Annotated in this window: 10 protein-coding genes; 8 read left to right on the forward strand and 2 right to left on the reverse strand. The window is 50.8% G+C overall.

What is annotated here, in order from left to right:
- The first annotated feature begins 206 nt into the window (after positions 1 to 206).
- Positions 207 to 2,117, forward strand: a complete 1,911-nt coding sequence (locus OH773_RS06125) for a PTS fructose transporter subunit IIABC (protein ID WP_270143970.1) — start codon at positions 207 to 209, stop codon at positions 2,115 to 2,117.
- 68 nt (positions 2,118 to 2,185) lie between these two features.
- Positions 2,186 to 2,872, forward strand: a complete 687-nt coding sequence (locus tag OH773_RS06130) for a GntR family transcriptional regulator (protein ID WP_270143972.1) — start codon at positions 2,186 to 2,188, stop codon at positions 2,870 to 2,872.
- Positions 2,873 to 2,944: 72 nt separating this feature from the next.
- Here OH773_RS06130 and fadL read toward each other — a convergent pair whose 3' ends face one another.
- Positions 2,945 to 4,267: a long-chain fatty acid transporter FadL gene (gene fadL, locus OH773_RS06135; RefSeq protein ID WP_270143975.1), complete on the reverse strand. Its 1,323-nt coding sequence runs from the start codon at positions 4,265 to 4,267 to the stop codon at positions 2,945 to 2,947.
- A gap of 365 nt (positions 4,268 to 4,632) precedes the next feature.
- On the opposite strand from fadL, the gene OH773_RS06140 reads away from it, so the two are divergent.
- The 4 genes from OH773_RS06140 (at position 4,633) to sixA (ending at position 9,319) form a co-directional block, all read left to right on the forward strand.
- Complete coding sequence (locus OH773_RS06140) at positions 4,633 to 4,917, forward strand: YfcZ/YiiS family protein (RefSeq protein WP_183270055.1); 285 nt, start codon at positions 4,633 to 4,635, stop codon at positions 4,915 to 4,917.
- A 234-nt stretch (positions 4,918 to 5,151) separates the two neighbouring features.
- Complete coding sequence (gene fadI / locus OH773_RS06145; RefSeq protein ID WP_270143977.1) at positions 5,152 to 6,462, forward strand: acetyl-CoA C-acyltransferase FadI; 1,311 nt, start codon at positions 5,152 to 5,154, stop codon at positions 6,460 to 6,462.
- Positions 6,462 to 8,585 carry a fatty acid oxidation complex subunit alpha FadJ gene (fadJ, locus tag OH773_RS06150; protein WP_270143979.1) on the forward strand — a complete coding sequence of 708 codons (2,124 nt, stop codon included), beginning with the start codon at positions 6,462 to 6,464 and terminating at the stop codon, positions 8,583 to 8,585. The genes fadI and fadJ overlap by 1 nt, the downstream gene beginning before the upstream one ends.
- Positions 8,586 to 8,830: 245 nt before the next feature.
- Positions 8,831 to 9,319 (forward strand): phosphohistidine phosphatase SixA, encoded by a 489-nt coding sequence (sixA, locus tag OH773_RS06155; RefSeq protein ID WP_183270052.1) that lies wholly within the window; start codon positions 8,831 to 8,833, stop codon positions 9,317 to 9,319.
- A gap of 132 nt (positions 9,320 to 9,451) precedes the next feature.
- Here sixA and smrB read toward each other — a convergent pair whose 3' ends face one another.
- Positions 9,452 to 10,003 (reverse strand): endonuclease SmrB, encoded by a 552-nt coding sequence (gene smrB, locus OH773_RS06160; protein WP_270143981.1) that lies wholly within the window; start codon positions 10,001 to 10,003, stop codon positions 9,452 to 9,454.
- A 171-nt stretch (positions 10,004 to 10,174) separates the two neighbouring features.
- Here smrB and prmB point away from each other — a divergent pair, with 171 nt between their 5' ends.
- The gene (gene prmB, locus OH773_RS06165) at positions 10,175 to 11,107 is read left to right on the forward strand and encodes a 50S ribosomal protein L3 N(5)-glutamine methyltransferase (protein WP_270143984.1); all 933 of its coding nucleotides are present in this window, start codon (positions 10,175 to 10,177) and stop codon (positions 11,105 to 11,107) included.
- Positions 11,108 to 11,203: 96 nt separating this feature from the next.
- A complete protein-coding gene (gene aroC, locus OH773_RS06170; RefSeq protein WP_270143986.1) occupies positions 11,204 to 12,289 on the forward strand; it encodes a chorismate synthase in 1,086 nt (361 codons plus the stop codon).
- Positions 12,290 to 12,292 lie beyond the last annotated feature (3 nt).

A 12,292-nucleotide genomic window follows, 5' to 3' on the forward strand; every position in this document is an offset into this window, starting at 1 on the left:
GTAATTACAAATTTAAAACCGGGATCGGGATCTTACTTTCACCATATGCTCGATAATTTCCGCATGGATCCCTTTGTGATTGCCTTCACACCTCTTACTGAAGGGGGGGGGATCACACGGTTTATATGATTTTTATCAATACCCGCGATCGTGATTGTTTTTATTTTTCTCCAAACTTGTAATTACATATTTGTGAGGGAAAAGAAATGAATGGCTTATTAAGCAAAGAGCTTATCTGCTTGAATCTGAACGCCCGCGAAAAACATCAGGTCTTCCACGAGATGGCTGAATTACTGTGGCAGGCGGGCCATATCACTGATATTTCACAATTTGTCGCGGATGTTTGGGATCGTGAAGATACGGGAAATACCGGATTTGAAGGCGGTGTGGCTATCCCGCATGCTAAAAGCCCGGTGGTGAAACAGGCCGCGGTAGTCGTGGGGATCAGTCCACAAGGGATTGAATATGGCGCTGAAGATGGAAAACCCTCGCACGTTTTCTTGATGATCGCTTCTCCGCATAACGCATCCAATTTGCATATCGAGATCCTTGCCCAACTCTCCTCACGCCTTATCGAAGACGGCTTTATGGAGACGCTATTACAAGCAACCTCACAGGAGGAAGTGTTAGCGTTGTTCACGGCGCAAGCCACGCCCGAAGATGACAGCCGAGAGGTCAGGCAGGATAAAGGATTGATTCTTGGTGTCACCGGCTGTCCGGTCGGCGTGGCGCACACTTACCTGGCTGCGGAAGCTATCGTGAAAGCCGCCAGAGAGATGGGTTATGAAGTGATAGTGGAGACCAACGGCTCCATTGGCGTTAAGGATTCACCCACTGCCGAAGAGATTGCCCGGGCAGATGCGGTGGTGGTGGCTTGTGATAAACAAGTCGATCTCGACCGTTTTGCCGGAAAGAAAGTGGTTATCTGCGGTGTGAAATCGGCGATTAAAGGCGCAACAGGCTTAATTGAACAAGCGCTTTCGGCACCGCTCTACCAGGTGGCAAGCAGCAGTAAGGCAAAACCGGCTTCGACGACGTCGTCAGGTTCAATGCTGTATAAGTCACTGATGAATGGGGTATCATACATGATCCCCTTTGTGGTGGTCGGCGGTTTGTTAATTGCGTTATCCCTGGCATTGGGGGGTGTACCGACCGAGCAGGGGCTAAGTATTCCTGTTGGTAGCTTGTGGAACAAAGTACTGAGCGTTGGCGTGGTCGGCTTTACGCTGATGATCCCGATTCTTTCTGGTTACATTGCCTATGCTATTGCTGACCGGCCGGGGCTGGCTCCAGGATTGATTGGCGGCTGGATTGCGAACAATGGTTCCTTCTACGATGCCAGCGCAGGCACCGGATTTATTGGTGCCATTGTTGCGGGGCTGCTCGTCGGCTACTTCGTGAAATGGTTGACGCATTTTAACTACTCAAAAATGGTCCAGCCGTTGGTGCCCATTATGATTGCACCCATCGCTGGTACGCTGTTTATCGCTGCAATCTTTATGTTTGTCATTGGCGCACCCATTGCCGACTTGATGACGGCGCTTAACCACATGCTGGCGAATCTCTCTACTGGCAACGTTATCGTTATCGGTATTGTGATGGGGTTGATGCAGGGGTTCGACATGGGCGGGCCATTCGGCAAAGTCGTGTTTATGTTCAGCGTGGGGTTGATTGCCCAAGGGCAAACGCAGTTTATGGGGGCTCAGGCTGTGGCGATTCCTGTCGCACCTTTAGGCATGGCGCTGGCTGCATTTATGGGCAGACGCTTTGGGCTGTTTGATGATGAAGAATATGAGAATGGCAAAGCCGCTGCCGCGATGGGGTTGGTGGGAATTTCAGAAGGTGCGATTCCTTTTGCCGCGCGTGATCCCTTTGCTGTGATCCCTGCAAACATGATTGGCTCTGCGGTAGCTTGCTGTCTGGGCTTCATCTTTAGTCTGCATTGTAACGTAGCACATGGCGGGCCAATCATTGTCCTGCTGGGCGGCTTCGACAAGCCGCTGTTGGCGCTGCTTGCAATGGCAGCCGGTGTGGTTTCTACCGCGACGATTGCTATTGCCCTGAAACGTTTTAAAATGATGCGCAACCGTCAACACGCGGTTATGGATGTCGCCTGAAAGTCAATCTGGCGACGGCGGAGCCTTATTCTCAGGCTCCGTTACGAGCTTTATTCCCCGGAATGCGCATGAAATACATCGATATTTATCATTTGTTAAAAGAGAAGATAATTAAAGGCAGCTATCTTCCTTATGCGCCGCTGGAAGGTGAACACGCTCTGGCACAGTTTTATCAGGTTAGCCGTCCGACAATTCAAAAAGCGATTGCCAGACTCAAACGCGAATCTTTTGTGCATACCCGGCAAGGGGCCGGTATTTTTGTGAATCCCCCTGAGTTTTACCAGGACAATAGCGTGATATCGATTTCTGAACGCATTCAAAGCGACCAGAAACTGGATAATGTGGTGCTACTTTTTGATACTCAGCAGGCTGAAGGGGAGTTGGCAGACTACTTTCCCCAGCCGCCAGGCAGTTTGCTGATTCATTACCGTCGGATGCGCATCATTAATGAGCAACCCGCGATTATCGAAGAAACCTGGATGCCGAGTTCACTTTTCCCTGAATTTACCCGCGAAGATTGTAGCCATTCAGTGCTGCAATATATTGAACAGACGTGTGGGTTAGCCATCAGCCACGATGTCAAAACCCTTTCTGGCAAAGCACTGAATCAGGAAGAAGCCTGGCTGTTGCGCACACAAGAAGGGCGGATTTGTCTTTCTATTCGCCACAAAGTGTTTTTACAGAGCGGGCAAATGGCACAGTACACCCTGGAAACGTTGCTTTCTAATGAGGTAACGACTGTTTCGATGCGTTAACCAGACTTTGTTTTACGACAGGCATAAAAAAGGCGAAACCGAGGTTTCGCCTTTTTTGTGAGCCTTTAACTATCAGAATGCATAGTTAAAGTTCATGCCGTACAGCCACGCTTTACCATCAGACTGGAAGGTATAAGGACCTTCTTTGAACTCAACGTGCTGACCGTGCATGTAGGAAACACCCACATCGACAGACGCATCTTCGTTAAAGGCGTAGGTCGTACCCGCACTCAGCCAGAAGCGGTCCTGATCCGGGATAGAGATAGAACGGTGATCCGCAGGAACCGGGCTGTCGTCAAATGCGATACCGGTACGGAAGGTCCAGTTCTTATCCATATAGTAGGTGGTACCTAAAGCAATACGGTACGCATCTTTAAAGCTTTCATCTTTATAGAACAGGGTCTGGCCGTTGCTGCCAGTGGCTTTCAGCTCCTGGAACTGGCTCCAACTGGTGTAAGCAATGCTGTAGTGAATCGCCCACTGTGGATCAACTTTGTTATAACCGGACAGTTCCCACATTTCTGGCAAGTTCAGGGTCAGAGAACCTGGAACGGTTTGCCCATTGGTACCTGCAGGTAAGCCAAATTTGGACAACAGCGGGTTATAAGCGGAAGGTAAATTGCTCTTATAGTCGCCGTCGAAGTCGATTTTGATTTCGGAACGGTAGGTTAAGCTGTAACGGTTATCTTTATTGATTTCATAAAGGATACCGGCGTTCCAACCGTAACCCCACTCATCACCTTTCAGGTGCGCGATTTGAGTGTCGGAAGGAATGCGGGAAACAGGGCCTGCCAGGGAAGGAGGCAATGCGCCAGAGCCTGCGACAATTTGACCAAGATCACCTGCGTAACGCTCGATTTTCGCTTTAGCGTAAACAGCATCAAAGCCAAGACCAAAGCTCCAGTTGCTGTTTAAACGATATGCACCGCTCAGGTTCAGGTTCATCGTCGTCAGGTCGGTTTTACCGCCCATTGAACCTGCGGTGTAATCGTCAGTAAATTCTGTTGCTAAACCGTAGTTAGATGTAACAGATGCTCCCCAGCCAAATTGTTCATTAATGGGTGCAACAAAGTGGAAGTTTGGAACCCAGGCGGTCGGCGCGATGTTATTAGCATCAGTGCTACGGCCCGTTGGGGATGTGCCAGCAATATTCACATCCGGGTCAATAAACACCGCACCGCCAGAGAAGGTTGGGCGGTCAAACATGGTGATTAACGCCGGGTTACGGCTGACGTTACCCGCATCATCTGCGATTGCGCCTTCCCCGGAATAAGCTCGGCCTAGGCCTGAGGAAGAGAACTCGTTTAATTGAAAGCCGGCCGAGTACGCCTGCGATGAGACTATTGCCACTGCAACCGCGAGGGCTGACTTTGTAAACAGGTTTTTCTGGCTCATGACCAAAACCTCATAATAGATTTATTTTTATACAAACATTGTTACACACCGTAACAGGAGCGCGAATAGTAGGGGCTGATCTGTTACAGAGAAAGCAGACCAGTTGCGAGAGTATAGGTCTGACCAGATGGTATGTTGCAAGTTTGTATCTAAAAATTTTCAAATTTGATCGTCGAAACGAGATCTGCCTGGCAAAATCGAGGAAAGCGTCACTAAGCAAAATGGGTGAATCTTGTTTTAGATCATTTTTAAGTGTGATTTGGGTCACTTGCAGATTTTGACAAGATTAACGACTGGAGTCGCTTCAACGGAGAGCGTAAAATAACCAAGAATTTTTTAGCTTTTAAATACAGAGGAAATCATAAATGAGTAAAAACACTGCTGATGAAACCCCGGTTTGCTGCTGTATTGATGTCGGTTCTATCATTGATAATACCGACTGCACAGCGACCTACAGCCGCGTATTCGCTACCAAAGCAGAAGCTGAAGAAACTCTGGCAGCGTTGAGCGCAAAAGCTCGTGAAGTAGAAAATGAGCCTTGCCAAATCGTTCCGACGTTTACCGAAGAAGCTGAAGGTGTTCGTCTGGATATTGATTTCATCTTCAGCTGCCAGGCTGAAACCATGATCTTCCAGCTGGGCCTGCGTTAATTTCTATCCCTTATCCTGGCCTTCTCCCTCTCCTCCGGGAGAGGGTTAGGGTGGGGGCATCTATTTCTTCGTAATTTACTTCACTCAAAGCGTGTCCCCCCTCCCAATTCTTTCGTCCCCTGGTTGGCTGATTGTAACTTTTTAGTTAAAACTGTGATCAGGTCAGACCACTACTGGTCGTTTACATTTTTATTCCCAAAATAATTCGAGTTGTGGGAAGAACAGGGGAGCGTTATGAGTCAGGCACTTCCGCTGGTAACCCGTCAGGGAGACCGCATCGCCATCATCAGTGGTTTACGCACACCGTTTGCCCGTCAGGCTACGGCATTTCACGGTATACCTGCCGTCGATCTTGGCAACATGGTGGTCAGCGAATTATTGGCCCGCAGCGAAATTCCCCCAGAAGTCATTGAGCAATTGGTCTTTGGACAGGTTGTCCAGATGCCGGAAGCGCCCAATATTGCTCGTGAAATTGTACTTGGCACTGGGATGAGCGTGCACACAGACGCCTATAGTGTCAGCCGTGCATGTGCGACCAGCTTCCAGGCGGTGGCGAACGTTGCCGAAAGCTTAATGGCGGGTACGATCCGCGCAGGGATTGCGGGAGGAGCAGACTCCTCATCCGTTTTGCCCATTGGTGTAAGTAAAAAGCTGGGGCGCGTACTTGTCGACGCGAATAAAGCCCGTACGCTTGGGCAAAAGTTAAAGCTCTTCTCACAACTTCGTCCACGCGATTTATTGCCCGTGCCGCCAGCCGTAGCGGAATACTCGACCGGTTTGCGGATGGGTGATACTGCTGAACAAATGGCGAAAACCCACGGTATTACGCGTGAACAGCAAGATGCATTGGCACATCGCTCACACACTAAAGCGGCGATTGCCTGGAAAGAGGGCAAACTGGCTGAGGAAGTGATGACGGCCTTTATCCCTCCCTATCGTCAGCCTTTCAGCGAAGATAATAACGTCCGCCAGAACTCGTCGATTGCCGACTATGCGAAGCTACGCCCTGCGTTTGACCGCAAACATGGCACCGTGACTGCCGCTAACAGTACGCCGTTAACCGATGGCGCCGCTGCGGTGATTTTAATGACCGAATCCCGTGCGAAAGAGTTGGGTTTGACGCCATTGGGATACTTGCGCAGTTATGCTTTTACCGCCGTTGATGTCTGGCAAGATATGTTACTTGGCCCGGCCTGGGCGACACCTCTGGCGCTAGAAAGAGCAGGCATCACATTGAATGACCTGACCTTATTCGATATGCATGAAGCCTTTGCTGCGCAAACGCTGGCTAACCTGAAAATGCTCGCCAGTGAACGTTTTGCTCGCGATGTGTTAGGCCGCGCCCATGCAACGGGCGAAGTGGATGATTCGAAATTCAACGTACTAGGCGGCTCGATTGCTTACGGTCACCCGTTTGCTGCGACCGGTGCGCGAATGATCACGCAAACGCTGCATGAATTACGTCGTCGCGGTGGAGGGTTGGGTTTAGTCACCGCCTGCGCGGCGGGTGGATTGGGTGCTGCCATGGTTCTGGAGGCCGAATAATGGAACAGACTTCTGCTTTCAACTTACATATCCGCCTCGACAATATCGCGGTGGTGACTATTGATGTTCCGGGCGAAAAGATGAATACGCTGAAAGCCTCTTTCGGCCCGGAAGTGCACGGTATCATCAAGCAAATTCGCGATAACTCCGCGCTGCAAGGAGTGATCTTTATTTCTGGCAAACCGGACAACTTCATTGCGGGTGCCGATATCAACATGATCGCTAACTGCCAGACGGCACTTGAGGCGCAAACTCTCGCGCACCAGGGCCAGCAAATCATGGCAGAAATTGCAGCTTTACCCATTCCAGTGGTGGCGGCCATTCACGGAGCATGCCTTGGTGGCGGGTTGGAATTGGCGCTGGCATGCCATGCGCGTGTTTGTACCGATGATGAAAAAACCAAACTCGGCTTGCCTGAAGTGCAACTGGGTTTACTGCCGGGCTCGGGTGGGACACAACGTTTGCCACGTTTGATTGGGGTCAGCAATGCGCTGGATATGATCCTGACGGGCAAACAATTACGTCCGCGCCAGGCATTAAAACTCGGGCTGGTAGATGAAGTGGTGCCGCATTCGATTTTGTTGGCAGCAGCCATTGAGCTGGTGGCAAAAGGCCGCCAGCCATCCCGAATACTGCCGGTTCGGGAACGCATTCTGGCGGGGCCGCTAGGGCGTTCTTTACTGTTTAGCATTGTAAGTAAGAAAACCGAGCAAAAAACGCGCGGTAATTATCCTGCCACGCAACGCATTATCGATGTGATGAAAGTGGGTCTGGGGCAGGGGAGTTTTAGCGGTTACGAATCAGAGGCGAAAGCCTTTGGTGAACTGGCGATGACTCCACAATCCGCCGCTTTGCGGGGGTTATTCTTTGCCAGTACCGAGCTTAAAAAAGAACATGGTGCGGATGCACAACCGCGTCCAATAAACGCAGTGGGTGTGCTGGGTGGCGGGCTAATGGGCGGAGGTATTGCGTTTGTCACGGCGACCAAAGGCAAATTACCCGTGCGAATCAAAGATATTAACAACGACGGCATTAATCATGCGTTGAAATACAGTTGGGACTTGCTGGATAAAAAAGTGCGTTGCCGTCATATGAAAGCGGGCGAACGCCAGAGCGAAATGGCGCGTATTTCCGGTGCTACGGATTACCGGGGATTCCATCATCGTGACATCGTCGTGGAAGCGGTTTTTGAAGATCTCGCACTCAAACAAAAGATGGTCGCAGAAATCGAACAACATGCGGCACCGCATACCATTTTTGCGTCGAACACGTCTTCTTTGCCTATTGCCGATATTGCGGCAAACGCCGCAAGACCTGAGCAGGTTATCGGTCTGCATTACTTCAGCCCGGTCGATAAAATGCCGTTAGTTGAGGTTATCCCGCATGCCGGAACCAGTGCGGAAACCATTTCCACGACGGTTGCTCTGGCTAAAAAACAGGGCAAAACACCGATTGTGGTGGGCGACAGCGCAGGCTTTTACGTCAACCGAATTTTGGCGCCTTACGTTAACGAAGCGATGCGTTGCCTGGTAGAAGGGGAACCTGTCGATAAAATTGATAATGCGCTGGTGGCGTTTGGTTTTCCGGTCGGCCCAATCCAACTTTTGGATGAGGTGGGAATCGATGTGGGGACTAAAATTAGTCCTATACTTCAGCGTGCTTACGGCGATCGTTTTGCCGCACCGCAAAGTATTGCAGCAATATTGAACGACGATCGCAAAGGGAGAAAAAATGGGCGGGGTTTCTATCTTTATCCTGGGAAAGGGAGTAGAAGCAAAAAGCAGGTTGATCCTGCAATCTATTCGCTGCTGGGCGTTTCGCCGAAAGGGCAGCTTACTGAAAAAGAGATAGCTCAACGCTGTGTGATGATGATGCTCAATGAGGCGGTTCGCTGCCTGGATGAGGGCGTTGTTCGCAGCGCTCGCGATGGTGACATCGGCGGCGTATTCGGTATTGGTTTCCCACCGTTCCTCGGTGGCCCGTTCCGCTATATGGATTCACAGGGGGCGGGTGAAGTCGTCGCGCAATTGCAACGCCTGGCCAGTCAGTACGGGGAGCGCTTTGCTCCTTGTGACAGGCTTTTACAAATGGTGGAAGAACAACGAAATTTTTGGGGAAACTGAACCCCAAAGATGAAACTGTAGTCAAAGAATCATGAGTTTTAACTCGCTCTTAGGGTGAGGAGTGAACTCGGTGAATGGATGCTGGTCGGTCATTTGGTAACCAGTGATTGACTATACTTGCACCATTGAGGTAAAAAACAGCGTTTCATTCGATGTACGGATAAGGCACAATGCCCGGCTGCTGAATTTCTCCTCTCAAGTTTCAGGGGAATTCAAGCATTCCTGGTTAACAAAAGCGGTGCAATATGCAAGTTTTTATCATGCGTCACGGCGACGCAGCACTCGATGCCGCCAGCGACTCGGTACGTCCACTCACCCAGTGTGGTTGTGATGAATCCCGAGTAATGGCGACTTGGTTGAAAGGTCAAGTAGCGGATATCGAACGTGTTCTGGTGAGCCCTTACCTGCGAGCCGAACAAACCCTGGATGTTGTGCGGGAAGCACTGATTCTTCCAGGTAAAGAAGACATTCTGCCGGAATTGACGCCGTGCGGCGATGTGGGACTGGTGGGTGATTACCTGCAAGCCCTGGCAAATGAAGGCGTTGAATCGGCATTGGTGATTTCCCACTTGCCGTTGGTCGGTTACCTGGTGTCTGAGCTCTGTCCACAAGAGACACCTCCGATGTTCAGTACCTCAGCTATTGCCAATGTCACACTTGATCCTGAAACCGGGAAAGGTGTGTTCAACTGGCAGATGAGTCCGTGCAATTTGAAGATAGCTAAAGCTATCTGAAAGCCGTAAGCATGAAGTAAAAAGAGCCGCGATAAGCGGCTCTTTCTGTTTGTGGCGACGGCCGGGGCATCTGATGTTTTCTCCCTCTCTCAGTGGGAGAGGGGCGGGGTGAGGGCATCAGGCAGCTCAGTGCTACGGTAACTCCGGTGGCAGCCACTCTTCAATTTCAATCAACACCAACAATGCAGAATCACCGCCATACTCTTTTGGCGCCTGGTGAAATGCCATGACATGTGGATGTTGCGCCAACCACAGCGGCGTTTGCTGCTTCAAAATGTGTTTGCCATGCCCATGCATGACGCTTGCACAAAATACATGTTCACGGCGACAGGCCGCGATCAACGCCCCTAATTCCTGTTTTGCTTGCAACTGTGTCAGACCATGCAAATCGAGGAACAATTCTGGCGAATAATCTCCCCGACGAATTTTTTTAAGCTCAAAATGGCTGACGTCCTCGCGCACATATCGCGTCGGACCTTCCGTTGCCAACCGTGGCTGGAATTCATCGGAAAAATAATGGCTGGCATCGGCTTGCTCTTGTAACAGCCGTTTCACCGGGACTTCCTGGACTTTCTTACGCATCGGACGATGAACAATGGTGTCCTGAGTCAATTTTTTCGTGCCGCTCATCAAATCACGGAAAAGGTTCCTTTCATCAACGCTGAGCGGAGTTTTCTTTTTCATCTTTTTCTTGTCTCGCATTCGTTTTGTCGCCAGTTTACCTGGTTTGCCGTCCATCACTAAATAAAACGGAACTTTCCCCGCAGTGACAGTAATTGAAATGCTGATTTGTCGCGGTCTTCATGGCAAACTAATCGATTATTGAATTAGCGTGAACGGCCTGCGGAGGGCAACGTGGATAAAATTTTCGCCGATGAGGCAGTGAATGAACTGCACACCATTCAGGATATGCTGCGCTGGGCAGTAAGTCGTTTTAGCGCCGCCAACATCTGGTATGGACACGGCACCGATAATCCGTGGGACGAAGCCGTTCAGTTAGTGCTGCCAAGCCTCTATCTGCCGCTGGATATTCCTGAAGATATGCGTACGGCACGCCTGACGCCAAGCGAACGCCATCGTATCGTTGAACGCGTTATTCGCCGTGTAAATGAGCGTATTCCGGTCGCTTATCTCACCAACAAAGCCTGGTTCTGCGGTCATGAATTTTATGTTGATGAACGCGTGCTGGTGCCGCGCTCTCCGATTGGTGAGCTTATCACTAACCGCTTTGCGGGCCTGTACGATCAGGAACCGCTGCATATTCTTGATATGTGTACCGGCAGCGGCTGTATTGCTATTGCTTGCGCGTATGAGTTCACAAATGCAGAAGTGGACGCGGTAGATATTTCTGTGGATGCGTTGGCGGTTGCCGAGCAAAACATCGCCGAGCACGGCCTGGAAAACCAGGTCACACCAATTCGTTCCGACCTGTTCCGCGACCTGCCAAAAGTGCAGTACGACATTATCGTGACCAATCCGCCGTATGTGGATGCAGAAGATATGTCTGATCTGCCAGGCGAATTCCGCTTCGAACCTGAGCTGGGTCTGGCTGCGGGCAGCGATGGTCTGAAACTGGCACGTCGTATTCTGGCATGTGCTCCGGACTACCTCGCTGATGGCGGCGTCCTGATTTGTGAAGTCGGGAACAGCATGGTGCATCTGATGGATCAGTACCCTGATGTGCCGTTTACGTGGCTTGAGTTCGACAACGGCGGGGACGGCGTCTTTATGCTGACCAAAGCGCAGTTGATCGACGCGCGTGAACACTTCAGCATCTATAAAGATTGATCAGTACAGGCGGGCCGTTAGGCCCGTCTTCATTTGCTCACAACACACTTGATTAACAACACAACGAAAAACGACAACGGTAAGGAGCCGTGAAAGATGGCTGGTAACTCAATTGGACAAGTATTTCGCGTAACGACATTTGGTGAATCTCACGGTGTGGCGTTGGGTTGTATCGTGGATGGCGTGCCGCCAGGCATTCAGCTGACCGAAGCCGATTTACAACACGATCTCGACCGCCGCCGTCCAGGCACTTCCCGCTACACCACGCAACGTCGTGAACCTGATCAGGTGAAGATCCTTTCCGGTGTATTCGAAGGGGTGACCACGGGTACAAGCATCGGTTTACTGATTGAAAACACCGATCAGCGCTCGCAGGACTACAGTGCGATTAAAGATGTGTTCCGTCCTGGGCACGCTGATTATACCTACGAACAAAAATATGGTCTGCGCGATTACCGTGGCGGTGGCCGTTCTTCCGCGCGTGAAACCGCAATGCGTGTGGCCGCTGGGGCTATTGCTAAAAAATATCTGGCACATAAATACGGCATTATTATTCGCGGCTGTCTGACGCAGATGGGCGATGTGCCGCTGGAAATTAAAGACTGGGAACACGTTGAGCAGAACCCATTCTTCTGTCCCGATCCCGATAAAATCGAAATTCTTGACGAACTGATGCGCGCGCTCAAAAAAGACGGCGATTCTATCGGTGCAAAAGTCACCGTGGTAGCTGATAATGTGCCGCCAGGTCTTGGCGAGCCCGTTTTCGACCGCCTGGATGCCGATATTGCCCATGCATTGATGAGTATCAACGCGGTGAAAGGCGTGGAAATCGGCGATGGTTTTGGCGTAGTTAACCTGCGTGGCAGCCAGAACCGCGACGAAATTACCAAAGAAGGCTTCCAGAGCAATCACGCTGGCGGCATTCTGGGTGGCATCAGCAGTGGCCAGCAAATTGTCGCGAATATGGCGCTGAAGCCAACGTCCAGCATCATGGTTCCGGGCCGCACCATCAATCGCGAAGGCGAAGAAGTGGAGATGGTAACGCGTGGCCGCCACGATCCTTGTGTGGGTATTCGTGCTGTGCCGATTGCCGAAGCGATGCTGGCGATTGTTTTGATGGACCATATGCTGCGTCAGCGTGCTCAAAATGCTGATGTTACTTTCCCTTTACCGCGCTGGTAATGC

It is taken from the genome of Buttiauxella sp. WJP83 (assembly GCF_027594725.1).
Taxonomy (GTDB): domain Bacteria; phylum Pseudomonadota; class Gammaproteobacteria; order Enterobacterales; family Enterobacteriaceae; genus Buttiauxella; species Buttiauxella selenatireducens.